This is a genomic window from Allobosea sp. (assembly GCF_030695125.1).
Taxonomy (GTDB): domain Bacteria; phylum Pseudomonadota; class Alphaproteobacteria; order Rhizobiales; family Beijerinckiaceae; genus Allobosea.
In genome coordinates, this window is the sequence record NZ_JAUYTP010000058.1 from 1 (window position 1) to 15,870 (window position 15,870).

Here is a 15,870-nt window from a genome sequence, read left to right on the forward strand (position 1 = left end):
GCCGGTCCCCGATGCCGATGACGGTTCGTTCGCCTACCCGCTGTCCGACTACATCGCCAAGATCTACGAGGTTGCGCTGGTGAAGGACGTGCCGGTCGTGCGCGTGAATGAGGCGCTGGGCGGAAGCTGGGCGATCGGCAACGCGCTCGGCTACTACAACGACAACACCGGCCACCTTCTGACGCCCGGCAACGGCTTCCTGGCCAATGGCGTCTGGCTCGATGCTTTCAGCCGCATCAAGGCCCTCGGCCTCCCGGCCTGACCCACCACTCTTACTCGCCGCAGCTAACCGGAGATCGAAATGGCTCAGAGCCAGGCCGAGCGCATGACCCAGCAGAAGGCCGTCGAATATCAGGTCTGCCAATACGGCGACGACGGCGAACTCTGGACCGTGGTCGAGATCGTGAAGCGGTCGGTCGCCAAAGTCGCAAGCCGGGGAGATGCGATCTCTCTGGCCGCCCGGCTACAGCGAGCGGATAAGGCTCGCACTTAGCACTCATCTACAAGGCAGATGGGTGCTCACCTGCGGGCCGGGATCAGAAGCACCCGTTCAACGAACCTTCAACCCGACAACAACCGGCAGCGATCCAAAACGCGATCTGTTGCCATTTGATTGTTCGCTCGTTGCCATTTGATTGTTCGCGCTACAGTATCGCCCGCTTGGATCGCCGCCGCCGGCGCCTGCCAGAGCTGCAGCGCGGTCAAGCCATCAGCGGCCGCGTGGCGCTTCACCTCGGTGGCGAAGCCGAGATTGCCGCCTCCCGTGAAGACGAGCCGCCCGCCGGTGAAATGCCCGTCGGCAAAGGCTGACAGCCCCGGCGCGGTCAGGCCCAGCCTGCCGTCGCTGGACGCCACGCTGGCCTCGACCGGCACGAGCGCGACGCCACAACGGGCATCGCCGAGATCGGCCGCGCAGGAGCGCATGTAGAGCCGGCCGCGCTCCTCGTCGAAAGCCTTGGCAAGCCCCCTCACCTCGGCGGTGAAAGCAGTGTCGCCGCGCCGGATCTCGCCGACGAAGCCTGTCTCCAGCAGCAGCCGCTGGCCGGTATCGGCCCAGTTCACCAGCCAGACCGAGACCCGCGCGTCGTCGTAGAGGCCACGGGCGATGTCGGCCTCGTTCAGGCCGATCGCCGCCAGCGCGCCCGAGACGTCGCCGCCGCCGATGGCGAAGCCGAGTTCGGAGGCACTTTCGGCCGCTTCGAGCCCCGTCACCGCGGCAAAGACGATGCCGTGGAAGCTCAAGGCCCTGTCGTGATCGGTGAAGCCGAGCACAGCGCCGTCGCGGCGCGTCAGGCTCCAGCAACGGCACAGGGTCGTAGCGCCTTGGGCCAGATGGTCGGCGAGCGCCGCAGGGATCTCACGCATCGGGGCTGTCCTCGTCTCGCCTCACGGGATGATCTCGACGATCGGGATGCGGGGGATCTCGCCGGCCTCGAAGGCCGAGAGATCGACCTCGATCGCGTCGATGTCGAAGCGCACCGGCACGTCGAAGAGGAAGCCGGCGCTCACGACCTCCCCCGGCCCCGGCACATGCCCGGGAGCGAAGGTCACGAGGCCGGTCGTGGCATCGCAGGCCCAGTGGGCGGGGTCGGTGGGGACGCCGTCGACCGCGATCAAGACCTCGCCAGGCACGGGCTTGGTGATCTCCCGGCGACAGGTCGCGATCCCCGTGCCGTAATGCTTGCAGAGCTGGAAGCTCGCCGTCACGCCGTCGCCGGTGCCGATGGCCTGGTCGGTGGCGGCATGTGTCTGCGATGGCGAACAGCTCTTTCCGTCGAGCCGGTCGCGCCAGCGAAACCCATAGAGCCGGCCGCGACGCTCCTCGAAAAAGGCGACGACGGCCGAGAGCGCATCAAGCGTGCGGATGCCGACACCGGCATCGTAGCGGCGGCGCGAATGGGCCCAGCGGCTGTTACGGACCTCCCGGCCCGAGGCCAGCGTGACGATCTGGGTCAGGCGCTCGGGCCCGCCGCGCGCACCCCGCGCGACGTCGGTGGGAAAGCGGATCTCATGGAAATCGGGCATGCTCCAGTGTCCTCACAGCGCCCGGCTGCCGCGCGCCACGGCCCGTGCGATCGCCGCCGAGACCTGCGCCTCGGAGCGGCGGAAGCTGTCGGCATCGGGCGTGGCGACCTGGACGACAACATTGAGCGGGCGGCGCGCCTCGCTGCCGGACGAGCGCACGCCCAGCCTTCCATCAGCACCGCGCGACAAAGGCAGGATCGCCTCCGCGCCGCGCTCGCCCATCAGGCCGAGCCCGCGCCCGAGCGGGAAATAGGCCGGCGAGGCAATCACCCCGCCCTCGGCAAAGGGGGCGACCGCCACGCTGGCCCCGCCGCCGAGTCCGCCCAGGCTGAGGCCGCCCCCGAACAAACCGGTCAGACCTTTGATCCCCGTCGTGAGCAGGCTGGACAGGCTGGTCTGTAGCGGCTTCAGCGCCGATTTCAGCAGGCTCTCCGTCATCGAACGGCCGACGCTGCGCAGCACGTCTTCGAAGCGCTTGCCCTCGACGATGCCCTTGGCGAAGGCGTTGGTGATCGATTTGCCGAAGCTCGCGGCGGATTTGTCGAGGCTCTGGGTGAGCGACCCGAGCGCGCGCAGGTCGGAGAGGCGGGAGGACAGGTCGATGTCGTCGTCGGCCATGGTGGGCCTCGCTTTCGATCAGGGGGTGGCGGCCTCGTCAGGCGTCGGGATGGGCGGCCATCAGCGCCCGCAGGTCGGCACGCCGGAGCGCGGTCGCGGCGTCGGCGGGTTGGTGAGCCCGCAGCGCCGCGCCGATTTCGCGCGGCGTCGCGGCCCAGAACACGGCGGGCGGCCAGCCGAGCCGGCCGAGCCCGAAGGCCATGACCTCGCGCCAGGGAAAGGGGACGACCGCCGGCTGGCTCATGCCGCCGGCGGCCGCGGAGGGCGCGCGGTGTCCGCCGCCTCCGGAGCGCTTTCGTCGGCGCCGCCGAAGGTCGCGTCGAGCAGAGCGATCGCGGCTCGGATCGCGCCGTTGAGCCCGCCATCGAAGGCCAGGCCCGCGACCTGGTCTTCGCTGACACTGCTACCGGCTCCGCGAAGGCCGGCCGCAAGGATGCGTGTGACGTCACGGGCCGAGAGCCTGCCGCCCGCGAAGCGCTCGCCCAGCGCCGGCAGGCTGTCGACGCTGAAGGCCTGTTCGAGTTCGGCCAGCGCGCCCAGCGTCAGCCGCATCGGCAGCGCCTCGCCATCGACCATCAGGGCAGTCTCGCCGCGGTGGCGGTTGATCATGACCGGCTCCCTCACAATGCGACGAAGGCGAGTTGGCCCGCCGATTCCAGCGACAGGTCGAAGGTGACCTCGCCGGCATGGTCACCGCGATATTCCAGGCTCGACAGCTGGAACGGGCCGGTGATGGTGCCGAAATCGGGCACGATGACCTGCCAGTCGCGGATCGCGCCGTCGAAGAAAATCTGGCGGACGAGCGCGTCCGAGGCCTCGTCCTTGAAGATGCCGGCACCGCTGATCGCGGCGCGCCGCATGCCTGCGCCCGCCAGCAATTCGCGCCAGCGGCCGGCGGATTCCGAATGCGTCACATCGACCGTCTCGGCGTTGAACGCGATCTGGCGGGCGCGCAGCCCGGCGACCGTGACGAATACGCCTCCGCCGTCCGCTGCCTTGAGCAGCAGATCCTTGCCCTTCTGTGCCGACATTCCGGCTCTCCTTCGTCCAGTTTGGTTGAGATCAGAGGGCTTCGGTCACGGCGCGAAAGCGGATCGTCACGAAGGTGAGCCCCGTCGCGCCGTCGCGTGCCAGGCGGCTCGAGCGCCAGCGCAGATTGACCAGGCGGTGCCCCGAAAGCGTCGGCGACGCCTCGTCCAGAACCGCGACGATGCGTGCCGCAGCCTCGAGCGCCCGCCGTGACGAGCCGCTTTCGCCGGCCCAGACGGTCAAGCCGACATCCTGCTCGCAGCCGCGGTCGCTGCCGGTCGACCAGTCGAGCGCCTCGGCATCGCCATGGACGATGTAGACGCCGCGCGCGGCGCGCGGCGCCTCGTCATGGATGCGGCCGGGGCCGATCAGGGCGGCCAAATCGGCGTCGGCTTCGAGCCGTGCCTGGAGCGCCGCGCGCAGACTGAGGATCGCGTCGCTCATGGCGAGATCTCCTGGACCAGGCAGATCAGGCGGCGCCGGCTGCCATCGGGATCCGCGACCGCGCGGATGTCGAAGAGGCGGTTGCCGTCACGCAGGCGCTGACCGGCATCGACGCCCGGACGCCAGCGCAGCGTGACGCGGTCGGTCGCGACCTGTTCGGGCCGACCGCGCCGCCAGTGCTCGCCGCCCGAAAGCCATTCGAGCTGGGCCCAGAGCGCCGCGACGGTTTCGAAGGCCTGGGTCGTCCCGCCGAGACCGTCCGGCGTCGCCACGGGCGCCTCGAGCGTCAGCCGGCGGCGCAACGCCCCGACGGGCGCGCGATAGTGATCCGAAGGCGCCATCGCTCACAGCCTCGCGCGGCGAAACGGCGCGATCAGCGCCAGGATCTCGGGCGGCAAAGCCAGGGCGTCGCGGCCGACGACATCGCCCCGCCGCTCGAACCAGCGCGCCGCCAGCCGCAGCACCGCCTGCCGCAGCAAGGCCGGCACGGCATCCGCCGTCGCGCCGAATCCGGCGACGACGTCAATCTCGATAGCGCCCCGGTCCCGGCCGATCTCGGGCACCTCCGCGACGATGCGCAGCACCGGCGGGTCGGCCAACGGATCGAGCTGCAGAGCGTTCATGGCGACCGGCTGGGCCGCGCCCAGCGCGTCGTAGACACGCGCCGCCGTCAGGACGTTAATGGGCGAGAGCGGCAGGCGGATCTCGCCGCTATCGGGCCAGCGATCGATCACGATGCGCCAGCTCTGGTCGACGAGCAGGCGGCCCGACGCCGCCTCCACCATCAGCCGCGCCGCCGTGATCAGCGTGCCCAGCAGATCGTCCTCGTCGATCTGGTCGAGGCGCAGGAAGGCCCGGGCCTCGGACAGCGAGACCGGCTCCTGGGCCGGCGGGGTCAGGGCAAGCGGCGTCATGATCGCTCCGATTCAGGTTTGGTTCGCGGGGTCGACGCGCTATGCAACGCTCCCCTCCCGGAGAGCCGCAGATGCACCTCGGACGTTTGACCGCCTCGGCCGGGCTGGCTGCCGGACTGGCGCTGGCCGCATCCTCTTCCGCAGACGCGGTCGTCGGCGGGCGCGATGGCGGGCCGGTCGCGGGCTCGACCCTGATGGTTCTCAATGCGCGTGGCGGCGTCTGCACCGGAATCGTCGTGTCGGCCCGCGCAATCCTGACCGCCGCCCATTGCGCGGCCGGCGGCACGGAGCTGCGCATCCACTGGAAGGATGGCGGCGGCGAGCCCGTTCTGATCGCACCGGCCACGATCGCGCTGCATCCCGAATTCAAGGCCGATGCCGTGACCGCGCGGCGCCGCTCGATCGACCTCGCTCTGGTGCGGCTGTCTGCGCCGCTGCCGGCTCGCTTCACCCCCGCCAGCCTCGTCGATGGCGGGCTGCCTCGCGCCGGAGCGGCGGTCTGGCTTGCCGGCTACGGCGTCTCGCGCGAGGGCGAGGCGCGCACCACAGGCGTGTATCGGTCCGCCGCGCTGGCCGTGGTCGAGCCTTATGGTCCCGGCAAGATCCTGCTCTGGGCGGCCGATCCCGCCGGTGCGGGAAAACGGCCCGGGCCGGGCGCCTGCCAGGGCGATTCCGGCGGGCCGATGACATCGGCCGATGGCGGTGTCGTCGCCGTCACCAGCTGGTCCACGGGTCCGTCGGGCAAGAGCTGCGGGCTTCTGAGCCAGGGCGTTCTCGTCGCGCCGCAGCGCGGCTGGATCGACGGCACGCTGTCGCAATGGGGCCAGAGCGCGTCCTGGAGCAACAGTCGTTGACGGAAAGGCTGGACTAGGGCGCGGCAGCCCCTAGATTAGAACGGCTCGTCCATCCGGTTGGAACCATGGCATCGCCTCATCTCGTCTTCGTTCTCGCCATCGCGCTGGTCGCCGGCACCGTGCCGGCACTGGCTGTCGTCGGCGGCTCGGCCTCCCAGGATGTGCGCGGTGCGCGGGCCTCGACGCTGCGCGTCGAAACCAGCCGCGGTGAGCTCTGTTCGGGCGCGGTGATCGCGCCGGAGCTGGTCCTGACCGCGGCGCATTGCCTGATGGGCGGCGGTTCGGTCAGCGTCGTCAGCCTCGACACCCGTTTCCGCGCGCGCCGGCACGCCGTCGTCGCGGTGCTGCCGCATCCGAGCTTCGTGCCCGGGACGACACCTCGCACCCAGCCTGGCGCCGATCTCGCGATGCTGCGGCTGGCGGCCCCGCTACCGGCGGATATCCAGCCCGTGACGCTGGGTGGGAGCCTGTGGCAGGGCGAAAGCGTCACCATGGCCGGTTTCGGCCTCTCGGTGGAAACCAACAAGAACACCGCACGGCGCCTGCGTGAGACCCGGCTGGTCAATGCCGGCAACTACACCACACAGAACACGGTCAAGGTCGCCGTCGATGCCGAAGCGCGCGGCGAGACCCCTGGCGCTGGCGCCTGCCGTGGCGATTCCGGTGGCCCTGTCCTGCGCGGCGACGTCCGCTCGCGCGATCTCGTGGGTATCGTCAGCTGGTCGAGCGGTCCGCTGAACACGCGCGAGCGGCGCATCTGCGGCGGCTTTACCGCGATCACGCCGATCAGCGAGCATCGCGGCTGGATCACCGAAAGCGCGGCGAGGCTGCTGGCGATGGGCTCCAACCCGCGCGCGCTCGACCGGCCGCCACCGGCGGCCGGCTACAGCTGGTGGTTCTCGCGCTGACGACAGGGCGCGACCCCATCCTGGTCACACCGCGAATTTCAGCCCCTTGATCGCGGCGAAGTCCTGCACACCGCCGCCGACGCGCTTGGTGGTGTAAAACAGCACATAGGGCTTGGCGGAGTAGGGATCGCGCAGGATGCGCACGCCCGCCCGGTCGACGACCAGATAGCCGCGCCGGAAATCGCCGAAGGCCAGCGACACCGCATTGTTGGCGATGTTGGGCATGTCCTCCGCCTCGACCAGCGGGAAGCCGAGCAGCGAGGCGGGCGCTCCGACTGAGGCCGGCGGCTGCCAGAGATACTGGCCGGTCGAGTCCTTGAACTTGCGCAGCTGGGCTTGCGTCTTGCGGTTCATCACGAAGGACGCGTTCTGGCGGTAGCCGGCCTTCAGCGCATAGACGAGATCGACCAGGATGTCGGAGGGGTTGGCCGCCGCGAAGCCGCCGGCGACGCCGGTGTTGAGCACGCCGATATTGCCCCAGCTCCAGCTCGCCTCCGCCACCGTCGGATAGGCCAGGAAGCCCTTGGGCTTGTCGATGCCGTCACCATTGACGAAGGCCGCCCCCTCCTGCTCGGCGAAGGCGCTCTCGACCTCCTCGGCGATCCACTGGTCGATGTTGACGATGGCGTCGTCGAGCAGGGTCTGCGTCGCCGCCGGCATGGCGTAGAGTTCCATCGCCGGGAAGCTCAGCTCCGCCAGGGTGGGCGAGCCGGTCTGCGGCCGCGCCGCCGTCTCGCCGACCCAGCCCGAGGCCGGCCCCGTGGTCGAGAAGGCCTTCTTGTAGGTGCCAGACGAGATCGTCCGCACCGTCGCCAGGCTGCGGATCGGCGAAACGCTGGACAGGCGCCGCAGGATCTCGCTCTCGACGCTGGAGGGGGCGAGGTAGCCGCCGTCGGGGCCGGAACCGGCCGAGAGCGCCTTGCCCTCGAGACGCTTCAGCCCGCCGGCCTCGCCGCTGCGGACATAGGATGCGAAGGCGGCCTTGTGCTCGCCGACCAGCGGATCGCGCGGCTCGTCGCGGCCGAGCGCCGGGCGGCTGCGGTCGAGCGTCAGCCGGTCGAGACGGCGCGTCGCGTCGTCGAGCGCGGTGTCGATGCGCGCCATCTTCTCCTCGGTCAGGGGATCGACGCCGCGGCGGCTTTCGATCTGCGCCAGGCGCTCGTCATTGCTGATGCGGTAGCTTTCCAGCGTGTAGCGGAGATCGTCGAAGGCCAGCGACAGATCGGCGCCGGCGGCCTTGCTCTCGGGAGCGTGGTTGGCAGTGGTCATGGTCTCTCCTTCGGGAAAAATGGTTTCAGGCGTGAGCGAAGGCAGATGCGCTGCGCAGCGCCTTGACGGCGGAGATCCGCGCCTGCGGCAGCATCGGGAAGGTGACGATCGAGATCTCCCAGAGGTCGATCCGCTCCAGCCGGCGCAGGCCGCTGCGCGGCTCGGTGCGGGCACGTTCTGAACGGAACCCGATCGAGAGCCCGTCCACCGCGCCTTCGCGCATCAGGGCGTGGATCTCGCGGGCGCGGGCGACGGCGAGCGAGAGCTGCCCCCTGACGAAGAGCCCGCGCGAATCTTCGGTCAGCGCGAGCCAGCGGCCGATCGGCTCGGCGGGATCATGCTGCCAGAGCAGCTTGACGCCGGCCGGCCCGCGCCGCGCCAGGCTCTCGCGAAAGGCGCCGCGTTCGACGATGTCCTTGCCGAGATCGGCGATGCCGAACAGGCTCGCATAGCCCTCGAACAGCCCGTCGAGACCGATGCGCGCCGGCGGCAGCGGCAGGAACTTGGACTCGCGGTCGCAGGCGCCGGCGGGTGCAAGCGCCCTCATCGCGCCCGCTCCCCGGCCTTGCCCGCAGGCCTCGCACCGCCCTCCAGCCGGGCCAGATTGCGCAGGAAGCGGCCGAAGACCTCGGTGTTGGCCGGCCCGCGCGCCGGCTGCCGCGGCGGGCTGCGGCCCGGGCCGGAGGATTTCGGCGGGGCGGGCTTCTGGTCTGCGGAACGCGTCATGGCTGGTCCCCCTCGTGACGGGCGTTGAAGCGGTTGAGTTCGCGCACGAAGTCGTCGAAGCGGCGGTTGGCGGCGGAGAGCTCGCGCATCACGAACCAGGCTGCGGCCGAGGCCGTCGCAGCCCAGAGCAGCAGCCCGAGATGGCCGACATCGGCGCGCCCGACGAAGGCGGTGACGATCTGGTCGAGCAGGTTCATGGGTTCGCCTCCCCCGCTCGCGGCGCCCGGCCGTAGCCGACCGCCTCGCGCTTCTCGTCCTCGCTGAGGAAGGTCGCCGCGCCGAGCCGGCGCCAGAGCGATTCTCGCTCCTCGGCCAGCGCCTCGATGGCGTCGAGATCGGGTTCCAGCGTCAGCTCGCCGCCGAAGGCGGGGCCGAGCCACTGCGCCAGCGACTGCGCCGTGCGCCGCACCAGCGGGATCGCGGTCTGGCGCCAGAAGGCGCGGTTGGCCTCGGCGAAATTGGCGTGGGTGTTGTCGCCGGGCAGGCCCAGCAGCAGCGGCGGCACGCCGAAGGCGAGCGCGATCTCGCGCGCCGCGACGCCCTTGGCGGCCACGAAATCGAGTTCCGCCGGTGTCAGCGAGAGCGGCTTCCAGTCGAGCCCGCCTTCGAGCAGCAGCGGCCGGCCGGCATTGCGGGCGCCCTGGAAGCTCTCCTCCAGCTCGGCCTTCAGCCGCTCGAACTGCGCGTCGGTGAGGCTCGCCCCGTCCGGCCCGTCATAGACCAGTGCGCCGGAGGGCCGCGCCGCATTGTCGAGCAGGCCCTTGTGCCAGGCGCTGGCGGCATTGTGGATGTCGAGCGAGCAGGCGGCGGCCTCGATCGGCGACAGGCCGTAATGGTCGTCGACCGGATGGAAGAGCGTCAGATGCAGGATCGGCGGGACCGTTCCCTCGTCCTGCCGGAAGCGGATCGTGTCGCCGCCGACGGTGTAGTCATAGGCTTCCGGCCAGCCATCGCGGCCGGGGACGACCTTCATCCGGTCGGGCCGCAGCGCATAGAGCTCGCGCGGCTCGGCGCCTGCGCTTGCCGCCTCGACATAGGCATTGCCGGCGACCAGCAGATGCCCGAACAGCATCTCGCGGAAGGCGATGCCACCCTGGCGCGGATTGGGCCTGTCGATCAGCGCGAGCGCCGGATGCTCCGGCATTTCGCGATCACCCACCTTGGCGGACAGCGGCGTCTGCGCCGCGGCTTCCGCGATGAGTCGGACGCAGCGATGCACGACCGGGTTGCGCTCATAGCCCTCGCGGGCCAGCGCCGCATAATCGCGCGGCGTCCAGACCGGGCGACCGGCCTCATGCAGCGCGATCAGCGGCCCGACGCGCGAGCGCTTGCGTTCCGGCGCGGCGGAGCCGCGCAGGTGGCGAAGGAAATTGAGCATGGAGGTCTCGCTTATGAGTGCGTCATGCTCGGGCTCGACCCGAGCATCTCTGAAACCAGTGCATTCTCGTCCCGAGCTTCTCGGGTCCGCTGACGCGGCCCGAGAATGACGGCGTCTGAACCTAAATCCCCCTCACCCGCGGCCGGCCCCTGGGGCCGAGCATCAGATGGGTCAGCGCCCAGACGAGCGCATCGAGCCGGTCGGGCGAGCGGCCCGAACTCAGGCCGCCGGGGCCGAAATCACACATCTCGTCCTCGAGCGCGGGAAAGGTGCCGGCATGGCGCACCCGCCCCTGCGCATAGAGCGCCGCCACCGGCTCGGCCCTCAGATATTTGCCGCGCGTCGCCCTGACCGCGCTCACCGGCACGCCCGGATCGACCTCGCGGATGACGGCGGTCGCCATCTCGCCGCCCTGATTGACCTCGACGACGAGCGCATCAGCTTCAAAACGCCGGTAGAGCGCGACCGCCTTGGCCGCCCATTCATGCGGGCGGGCGCCGGACACGGTGCCGTCTTCCAGCACATGGCCGAGGCCGTCGCGGTCGAGGCCTGCGACCACCAGCCCGCAGGAATCGGCCCGGGCCGAGGACGAGGCCGGCGGATCGACCGCGACCACGATCCGCGCCAGAGCCGGCGCCTCCCGCTCCCGGCAATCCTCGATCATCGCGCGCGTCCAGAGCGCATCGGCGCTTTCCTCGACCAGTTCGCCGTCGAGTTCCTGCCGGCCGAGCCGCGTGCCGCCATAGCTCTGCGTCACGCTGCGGATGAAGTCGGCGGCGAGGTTGAAGCGGTTGGCGCTGGTCGCGGCGCGGCTGACGGCCACTTGCGGATCGTCCAGCAGCCGCTTGATCAGCGGCACGGGACGCGGCGTCGTCGTGATGATCTGGCGCGGCCGGTCGCCGAGGCGAAGCCCGAATTGCAGCATGTCCCAGGTCTCCTGAAGGTTCGGCCATTTCGCCAGTTCGTCGGACCAGGCGGCGCCGAATTGCGGGCCGCGCAACCCTTCCGGATCTTCCGCCGAAAACACCTGGGCGATGGCGCCATTGGGCCATTCGAGCCGCCGCCGCGAGGGATACCAGCTCGGCCGCTCCCAGCGTGTGTGGATCGCGAGCAGCCCGGAGACGCCCTCGATCATGACGTCGCGGACCTGGCCTTGCGTCTCGCCGACCAGCGCGATGCGTTGCGTCGCCGCCTGCGCATAAGGCTCCTGCCCCAGCGCCATGCCCTTGACCCATTCGGCGCCGGTGCGGGTCTTGCCCGCGCCCCGACCGCCCAGGACGAGCCAGACGGACTTGTGCGGCGGTTCACCAAGCTTTTGATCGAGCCGACCGAACAGGGTCCAGCACTCACTGAGGGCCACCACACTGTCAGCGTCCAGATCAGGAACGATCTGGGGGATCAGCCTGGCCCAGCTCTCGATCGGCAAGCGCATCAAGACGTCGTGCAAGCTCCTTTCGGAGTTCGGCGACATGGCGCAGTCCGGCGGCGGGCGAGAGTTCATCGGTGGATCTGTCCTCCCGGCCGGGCGCCGCCGCGTCGAGCGCCACCAGTTCGCGCACGGTGCGGGCCAGCACAGCGAGCGCCTTGGCCTCGGATTCGCTGGCCGCGGCGCCCTTCGGCAGTTCCTCGAGCCGCGCCTCATGCGCGTCGAGCTGGCGCTGCGCGGCGCGCCAGAGCCGCGTCACCACGGCCTTGCGGGCCACGGACAAGCGCTTACCCTTCGCGACCGGCAGCGCCGGCGCGTCTTCATCGGAATCGGACATGGATAGAACCTCGCAGGGCCCGACATGCGAAAGCCGCCGGCGGGGAGCGCGGCGGCTTGGCGTCTGGTCACACTTCGTGAGAGTTCCTGATGTCTAGCGGATCAGCGTGACGCTGTCAAGGACTAATTTCCTACAACCGAGAGGCGATCGGCCGGAGGCCCTCACACCTCCTCCTTCTCCACCCATTTATACGTCACCGCCGGCACATACTGCTCCATCCGGTCGAGCAGGGTCGCGGGCTGGGTGTCGGTGATGGTCATGGCACGGTGGGTCTGCTTCAGGAAGCCGGCCTCCACCGTGTTGTCCAGGAAGGTCGCCAGCGGGTCGTAGAAGCCCGCGACATTGAGGAAGGCGAGCGGCTTGTCGTGGATGCCGAGCTGGGCCCAGGTCCAGATCTCGAACAGCTCCTCGAAGGTGCCGATGCCGCCGGGCATGGCGATGAAGCCCTCCGAGAGCTCGGCCATGCGGGCCTTGCGGATATGCATGGTCTCGACGATCTCGAGCCGGGTCAGGTGGTGATGGCCGACCTCCTTCTCGCGCAGCGCGCGGGGGATGATGCCATGAACCTCGCCGCCCGCCGCGAGCGCCGCATCGGCGACGATGCCCATCAGCCCGACCGCGCCGCCGCCATAGACCAGCACCATGCCGCGCCTTGCGATCTCGGCGCCCATGGCGCGGGCGCCTTCGGCATAGACGGGATCATTGCCGGGGTTCGACCCGCAGAACACGCAGACGGATTTCATCGGCTCAGCCCCCCTTCGCGGCAAGCGCCTGCAGGATGCGTGCCCAGGAGCGCTGGCCCTTGTGGACGGAGGAGAGGTCGTATTTCTCGTTGGGCGAATGCACGCGGTCGTCGTCGAGCCCGAAGCCGACGAGCAGCGTGTCGATGCCGAGCAGGCGCTTGAAATCGCCGACGACGGGGATCGAGCCGCCCGAGCCGATGGTGACCGCCTTGCGGCCCCATTCCTCGGTCAGCGCATTCTGCGCCTGGCGCAGGGCCTGCGACTCGACCGGCACGGCGATGGCCGGCGAGGCGCCATGGGCGACGAAGTCCGCCGTTACATCGGCCGGCAGCCGCTCGCGCACGAAGGCCTGGAAGGCGGCGGCGATCTTCTCGGGGTCTTGGCTACCGACGAGGCGGAAGGAGACTTTGGCCGAGGCCTTGCCGGCGATCACCGTCTTGGTGCCCTCCCCGGTATAGCCACCCCAGAGCCCGTTGACGTCGCAGGTCGGGCGGGACTGGATCTGCTCGATCAGCATGCGCCCCTTCTCGCCGATCGAGTGCTTCAGCCCGATCTGGCCGAGGAACTCGTCCTCGGTGAGGTTGAGGTCGGCCCAGTCGGCCTTTTGCTGGTTCGTCGGCTCCTCGACGCCGTCATAGAAGCCCGGCAGCGTGATGCGCCCGTCCTCGTCATGCAGCGCCGCGACGATCTTTGCCAGCACATGGACGGGGTTGGCGGCCGCGCCGCCGAACAGGCCGGAATGCAGGTCGCGGTCGGCGCAGGTGATCGTCACCTCCTGATAAACCAGGCCGCGCAGCGAGGCGGTGATGGCTGGCGTCTGCCGGTCCCACATGCCGGTGTCGCAGACGAGCGCGAAATCCGCCTTCAGCTCGGCGGCATTGTCGCGGACGAAGGCCGGGAGGTTGACCGAGCCCGATTCCTCCTCGCCCTCGACCATCACGGTGACGCCGATCGGCAGATCGCCAGTCTCACTGAGCGTCGCCCGCAGCGCCTCGACGAAGGTCATGACCTGACCCTTGTCGTCGCAGGCCCCGCGCGCGACGATGACCTTCCGGCCGGGCTCGATCTCCTTGATCACGGGCTCGAAGGGCTTGGTGTCCCAGAGCTCCAGCGGGTCCACCGGCTGGACGTCGTAATGGCCGTAGAACAGCACATGCGGCGCGCCCGCCTTGGGGCGATGGGCGAGCACGATCGGATGCCCGGGCGTCTCGCGCAGGCCGGCGGTGAAGCCGAGCGATTCCAGATCCCTCGCCAGCCACTCCGCCGCGCGGCGGCTGTCGGCGGCGTAAGCCGAATCGGTCGAGATCGAGGGGATTTCGAGCCAGGAGGACAGGCGCGCCAGCGAGGCGTCGAGATCGGCATCGAGGCGGGCGAGGATCGCGGGAAGCTTTGTCATGGCACTCGGCAAGGCTGGGCTCGGGCGGAGAGGCTGAGCCGATTCAGGTAACGCCATCATGGCAAGGCGCGGGGGCGGCGTCAGCAGGATTGGTTCATGGCCGTCTTGAACCTGTCTTTCCGGGGCTTCGCGTCAGCGAAGAACCCGGAACCCATGACTGGGTACACGCGGGGATGTGACGACTGATCCCGCCGCTCACCCGGTCGTGGGTTCCGGGTTCGCGCCCTTGGCGCGCCCCGGAATGACAGCCGCTACCGCTTCCCGCCCATCATGCTGCCGAGCACCCCGCGCAGGATCGCGGTGCCGACCTGGCGGCCGATCGTGGTCGCGGCCGAGCGGGCGGCCGAGGTGAGCACTTTCTCGGCCATGCTCTGCGGCAGGGCGCCGCCGCGGCTGCCGGGGCCGGTCTTGGGGCGCTGCTGCGGCGCGCCGCCGCCGAGCCAGCCGCCGATCGTGTCGAGGATGCCGCCGCCCCCCGTCGTCGATGCCTCGACGACTTCGCCTTCGGGCGCCATGTTCTTGCGGCTCATCAGCTCCTCATAGGCCGACTCGCGGTCGACCATGGTGTCGTACTTGCCCTTGAAGCCCGACTCGCTCAGCGCCTGCTGGCGGATCTGTGCCGAGCAGGGCCCGACCTGCGCCATGGGCGGGGCGATCAGCGTGCGCTCGACGACCGTGGGCGAGCCCCGGCCCTCGAGCGTCGAGATCAGCGCCTCGCCGACCGCCAGATGCATGATCGCCTCTGCGGTGTTGATCTTGGGGTTCTGGCGGAAGGTTTCGGCGGCCGCCTTGACCGCCTTCTGGTCGCGCGGGGTGAAGGCGCGCAGCGCGTGCTGCACGCGGTTGCCGAGCTGGGCCAGCACGGTCTCGGGGATGTCGAGCGGGTTCTGCGTGACGAAATAGACGCCGACGCCCTTCGAGCGGATCAGCCGCACGACCTGCTCGACCGCCGTCAGCAGCGCCTTGGGCGCACCGTTGAAGAGCAGATGCGCCTCGTCGAAGAAGAAGACGAGCTTGGGCTTGTCGAGATCGCCGACCTCGGGCAGCTGCTCGAACAGCTCCGAGAGCAGCCAGAGCAGGAAGGTCGCATAGAGCCGCGGATTGGCCATCAGCTTGTCGGCGGCCATGATGTTGACGATGCCGCGGCCATAGCGGTCCGTCCGCATCAGATCGGAGATTTCGAGCGCCGGCTCGCCGAAGAACAGGTCGCCCTTCTGGTTTTCCAGCACCAGCAGCGCGCGCTGGATGGTGCCGACCGTCTGCGAGGTGACGTTGCCATATTTGGTGGTCAGGTCCTTGGCGTTCTCGGCGATGAAGCCGAGGATCGCGCGCAGATCCTTGAGGTCGAGCAGCAGCAGCTTCTGTTCGTCGGCGATCCGGAAGGCGATGTTGAGCACGCCCTCCTGCGTCTCGTTGAGATCGAGCAGGCGGGCCAGCAGCAGCGGCCCCATCTCTGAGATCGTGGCGCGGACGGGGTGCCCCTGCTCGCCGAAGACGTCCCAGAACACGGTGGTGAACTGGTCCGCCTCGTATTTCACGCCGATCTCTTCGGCGCGCTTGACGAAGGGCGGCTTGGAATCACCGGGCGCAGCGATCCCCGACAGGTCGCCCTTGATGTCGGCCGCGAAGACGGGAACGCCCTCGCGGGCGAAGCCCTCGGCCAGCACCTGCAGCGTCACGGTCTTGCCGGTGCCGGTTGCGCCGGTGACGAGGCCGTGCCGGTTGGCGAGCTTGAGCAGGAGGGTCTCCGGCTTCCAGCTCTTGCCGATCAGAATCGCGCCGTCTTCAGCCATGGCCCTGCCT

At 69.8% G+C, this 15,870-nt stretch carries 23 protein-coding genes; 4 read left to right on the forward strand and 19 right to left on the reverse strand.

Annotation, left to right across the window (positions count from 1 at the left end):
* Both Q8S38_RS18165 and Q8S38_RS18170 read left to right on the forward strand, forming a co-directional pair.
* The coding region (locus tag Q8S38_RS18165) for a hypothetical protein (protein ID WP_305681754.1) at positions 1–262 on the forward strand (262 nt) is incomplete at its 5' end.
* A 39-nt stretch (positions 263–301) separates the two neighbouring features.
* On the forward strand, positions 302–493 hold the full coding sequence (locus Q8S38_RS18170; protein WP_305681755.1) for a hypothetical protein: 192 nt from the start codon (positions 302–304) through the stop codon (positions 491–493).
* Positions 494–561: 68 nt separating this feature from the next.
* Here the strand turns inward: Q8S38_RS18170 and Q8S38_RS18175 are convergent, their stop codons facing one another.
* The 9 genes from Q8S38_RS18175 to Q8S38_RS18215 are packed head-to-tail and all read right to left on the reverse strand — an operon-like array spanning position 562 to position 5,030.
* A complete protein-coding gene (locus tag Q8S38_RS18175) occupies positions 562–1,365 on the reverse strand; it encodes a DUF2163 domain-containing protein (RefSeq protein ID WP_305681756.1) in 804 nt (267 codons plus the stop codon).
* A 21-nt stretch (positions 1,366–1,386) separates the two neighbouring features.
* Positions 1,387–2,025 (reverse strand): DUF2460 domain-containing protein, encoded by a 639-nt coding sequence (locus tag Q8S38_RS18180; protein WP_305681757.1) that lies wholly within the window; start codon positions 2,023–2,025, stop codon positions 1,387–1,389.
* Positions 2,026–2,037: 12 nt separating this feature from the next.
* Positions 2,038–2,643 (reverse strand): phage tail tape measure protein, encoded by a 606-nt coding sequence (locus tag Q8S38_RS18185; protein WP_305681758.1) that lies wholly within the window; start codon positions 2,641–2,643, stop codon positions 2,038–2,040.
* A 37-nt stretch (positions 2,644–2,680) separates the two neighbouring features.
* Positions 2,681–2,887 (reverse strand): phage tail assembly chaperone, encoded by a 207-nt coding sequence (locus tag Q8S38_RS18190; protein ID WP_305681759.1) that lies wholly within the window; start codon positions 2,885–2,887, stop codon positions 2,681–2,683.
* On the reverse strand, positions 2,884–3,252 hold the full coding sequence (locus Q8S38_RS18195; protein WP_305681760.1) for a gene transfer agent family protein: 369 nt from the start codon (positions 3,250–3,252) through the stop codon (positions 2,884–2,886). Before Q8S38_RS18195 ends, Q8S38_RS18190 begins: the two co-directional genes overlap by 4 nt.
* An 11-nt stretch (positions 3,253–3,263) precedes the next feature.
* On the reverse strand, positions 3,264–3,674 hold the full coding sequence (locus Q8S38_RS18200; RefSeq protein WP_054144127.1) for a phage major tail protein, TP901-1 family: 411 nt from the start codon (positions 3,672–3,674) through the stop codon (positions 3,264–3,266).
* A gap of 31 nt (positions 3,675–3,705) precedes the next feature.
* Entirely contained in the window at positions 3,706–4,116 is a 411-nt protein-coding gene (locus tag Q8S38_RS18205) for a DUF3168 domain-containing protein (protein ID WP_305681761.1), read from the reverse strand.
* Positions 4,113–4,457 (reverse strand): phage head closure protein, encoded by a 345-nt coding sequence (locus Q8S38_RS18210; RefSeq protein ID WP_305681762.1) that lies wholly within the window; start codon positions 4,455–4,457, stop codon positions 4,113–4,115. Before Q8S38_RS18210 ends, Q8S38_RS18205 begins: the two co-directional genes overlap by 4 nt.
* Before the next feature lie 3 nt (positions 4,458–4,460).
* A complete protein-coding gene (locus Q8S38_RS18215; RefSeq protein ID WP_305681763.1) occupies positions 4,461–5,030 on the reverse strand; it encodes a head-tail connector protein in 570 nt (189 codons plus the stop codon).
* A 71-nt stretch (positions 5,031–5,101) separates the two neighbouring features.
* Between Q8S38_RS18215 and Q8S38_RS18220 the strand changes: the two genes are divergently transcribed.
* Together Q8S38_RS18220 and Q8S38_RS18225 are read left to right on the forward strand one after the other, a co-directional pair.
* Positions 5,102–5,884, forward strand: coding sequence for a S1 family peptidase (locus tag Q8S38_RS18220; protein WP_305681764.1), 783 nt, complete (start codon positions 5,102–5,104; stop codon positions 5,882–5,884).
* Between the two features lie 65 nt (positions 5,885–5,949).
* Positions 5,950–6,792, forward strand: coding sequence for a S1 family peptidase (locus Q8S38_RS18225; protein ID WP_305681765.1), 843 nt, complete (start codon positions 5,950–5,952; stop codon positions 6,790–6,792).
* A gap of 24 nt (positions 6,793–6,816) precedes the next feature.
* On the opposite strand, the gene Q8S38_RS18230 is transcribed toward Q8S38_RS18225, so the two are convergent.
* From Q8S38_RS18230 to Q8S38_RS18275, 10 genes are all read right to left on the reverse strand, one after another.
* Positions 6,817–8,061: a phage major capsid protein gene (locus Q8S38_RS18230; RefSeq protein WP_305681766.1), complete on the reverse strand. Its 1,245-nt coding sequence runs from the start codon at positions 8,059–8,061 to the stop codon at positions 6,817–6,819.
* A 25-nt stretch (positions 8,062–8,086) separates the two neighbouring features.
* Entirely contained in the window at positions 8,087–8,608 is a 522-nt protein-coding gene (locus Q8S38_RS18235; RefSeq protein WP_305681767.1) for an HK97 family phage prohead protease, read from the reverse strand.
* Positions 8,605–8,787, reverse strand: coding sequence for a hypothetical protein (locus Q8S38_RS18240; RefSeq protein ID WP_305681768.1), 183 nt, complete (start codon positions 8,785–8,787; stop codon positions 8,605–8,607). The genes Q8S38_RS18235 and Q8S38_RS18240 overlap by 4 nt, the downstream gene beginning before the upstream one ends.
* The gene (locus Q8S38_RS18245) at positions 8,784–8,984 is read right to left on the reverse strand and encodes a hypothetical protein (protein ID WP_069054486.1); all 201 of its coding nucleotides are present in this window, start codon (positions 8,982–8,984) and stop codon (positions 8,784–8,786) included. Before Q8S38_RS18245 ends, Q8S38_RS18240 begins: the two co-directional genes overlap by 4 nt.
* A complete protein-coding gene (locus tag Q8S38_RS18250) occupies positions 8,981–10,165 on the reverse strand; it encodes a phage portal protein (protein WP_305681769.1) in 1,185 nt (394 codons plus the stop codon). Before Q8S38_RS18250 ends, Q8S38_RS18245 begins: the two co-directional genes overlap by 4 nt.
* Positions 10,166–10,286: 121 nt before the next feature.
* On the reverse strand, positions 10,287–11,597 hold the full coding sequence (locus Q8S38_RS18255; RefSeq protein WP_305681770.1) for a DNA-packaging protein: 1,311 nt from the start codon (positions 11,595–11,597) through the stop codon (positions 10,287–10,289).
* Positions 11,545–11,928 carry a hypothetical protein gene (locus Q8S38_RS18260; RefSeq protein ID WP_305681771.1) on the reverse strand — a complete coding sequence of 128 codons (384 nt, stop codon included), beginning with the start codon at positions 11,926–11,928 and terminating at the stop codon, positions 11,545–11,547. Before Q8S38_RS18260 ends, Q8S38_RS18255 begins: the two co-directional genes overlap by 53 nt.
* 161 nt (positions 11,929–12,089) lie before the next feature.
* On the reverse strand, positions 12,090–12,671 hold the full coding sequence (locus Q8S38_RS18265; protein WP_305681772.1) for an LOG family protein: 582 nt from the start codon (positions 12,669–12,671) through the stop codon (positions 12,090–12,092).
* Positions 12,672–12,675: 4 nt separating this feature from the next.
* Positions 12,676–14,067: a dipeptidase gene (locus Q8S38_RS18270; RefSeq protein WP_305681773.1), complete on the reverse strand. Its 1,392-nt coding sequence runs from the start codon at positions 14,065–14,067 to the stop codon at positions 12,676–12,678.
* Positions 14,068–14,318: 251 nt separating this feature from the next.
* Complete coding sequence (locus Q8S38_RS18275; RefSeq protein WP_305681774.1) at positions 14,319–15,860, reverse strand: helicase HerA-like domain-containing protein; 1,542 nt, start codon at positions 15,858–15,860, stop codon at positions 14,319–14,321.
* Positions 15,861–15,870 lie beyond the last annotated feature (10 nt).

Excerpts from the sequence above, each read along its gene's own strand:
- Q8S38_RS18170 (WP_305681755.1), top strand. The coding sequence starts at position 302 with ATGGCTCAGAGCCAGGCCGAGCGCATGACCCAGCAGAAGGCCGTCGAA.
- Q8S38_RS18175 (WP_305681756.1), bottom strand. The coding sequence starts at position 1,365 with ATGCGTGAGATCCCTGCGGCGCTCGCCGACCATCTGGCCCAAGGCGCT.
- Q8S38_RS18180 (WP_305681757.1), bottom strand. The coding sequence starts at position 2,025 with ATGCCCGATTTCCATGAGATCCGCTTTCCCACCGACGTCGCGCGGGGT.
- Q8S38_RS18185 (WP_305681758.1), bottom strand. The coding sequence starts at position 2,643 with ATGGCCGACGACGACATCGACCTGTCCTCCCGCCTCTCCGACCTGCGC.
- Q8S38_RS18190 (WP_305681759.1), bottom strand. The coding sequence starts at position 2,887 with ATGAGCCAGCCGGCGGTCGTCCCCTTTCCCTGGCGCGAGGTCATGGCC.
- Q8S38_RS18195 (WP_305681760.1), bottom strand. The coding sequence starts at position 3,252 with ATGATCAACCGCCACCGCGGCGAGACTGCCCTGATGGTCGATGGCGAG.
- Q8S38_RS18200 (WP_054144127.1), bottom strand. The coding sequence starts at position 3,674 with ATGTCGGCACAGAAGGGCAAGGATCTGCTGCTCAAGGCAGCGGACGGC.
- Q8S38_RS18205 (WP_305681761.1), bottom strand. The coding sequence starts at position 4,116 with ATGAGCGACGCGATCCTCAGTCTGCGCGCGGCGCTCCAGGCACGGCTC.
- Q8S38_RS18210 (WP_305681762.1), bottom strand. The coding sequence starts at position 4,457 with ATGGCGCCTTCGGATCACTATCGCGCGCCCGTCGGGGCGTTGCGCCGC.
- Q8S38_RS18215 (WP_305681763.1), bottom strand. The coding sequence starts at position 5,030 with ATGACGCCGCTTGCCCTGACCCCGCCGGCCCAGGAGCCGGTCTCGCTG.
- Q8S38_RS18220 (WP_305681764.1), top strand. The coding sequence starts at position 5,102 with ATGCACCTCGGACGTTTGACCGCCTCGGCCGGGCTGGCTGCCGGACTG.
- Q8S38_RS18225 (WP_305681765.1), top strand. The coding sequence starts at position 5,950 with ATGGCATCGCCTCATCTCGTCTTCGTTCTCGCCATCGCGCTGGTCGCC.
- Q8S38_RS18230 (WP_305681766.1), bottom strand. The coding sequence starts at position 8,061 with ATGACCACTGCCAACCACGCTCCCGAGAGCAAGGCCGCCGGCGCCGAT.
- Q8S38_RS18235 (WP_305681767.1), bottom strand. The coding sequence starts at position 8,608 with ATGAGGGCGCTTGCACCCGCCGGCGCCTGCGACCGCGAGTCCAAGTTC.
- Q8S38_RS18240 (WP_305681768.1), bottom strand. The coding sequence starts at position 8,787 with ATGACGCGTTCCGCAGACCAGAAGCCCGCCCCGCCGAAATCCTCCGGC.
- Q8S38_RS18245 (WP_069054486.1), bottom strand. The coding sequence starts at position 8,984 with ATGAACCTGCTCGACCAGATCGTCACCGCCTTCGTCGGGCGCGCCGAT.
- Q8S38_RS18250 (WP_305681769.1), bottom strand. The coding sequence starts at position 10,165 with ATGCTCAATTTCCTTCGCCACCTGCGCGGCTCCGCCGCGCCGGAACGC.
- Q8S38_RS18255 (WP_305681770.1), bottom strand. The coding sequence starts at position 11,597 with ATGCGCTTGCCGATCGAGAGCTGGGCCAGGCTGATCCCCCAGATCGTT.
- Q8S38_RS18260 (WP_305681771.1), bottom strand. The coding sequence starts at position 11,928 with ATGTCCGATTCCGATGAAGACGCGCCGGCGCTGCCGGTCGCGAAGGGT.
- Q8S38_RS18265 (WP_305681772.1), bottom strand. The coding sequence starts at position 12,671 with ATGAAATCCGTCTGCGTGTTCTGCGGGTCGAACCCCGGCAATGATCCC.
- Q8S38_RS18270 (WP_305681773.1), bottom strand. The coding sequence starts at position 14,067 with ATGACAAAGCTTCCCGCGATCCTCGCCCGCCTCGATGCCGATCTCGAC.
- Q8S38_RS18275 (WP_305681774.1), bottom strand. The coding sequence starts at position 15,860 with ATGGCTGAAGACGGCGCGATTCTGATCGGCAAGAGCTGGAAGCCGGAG.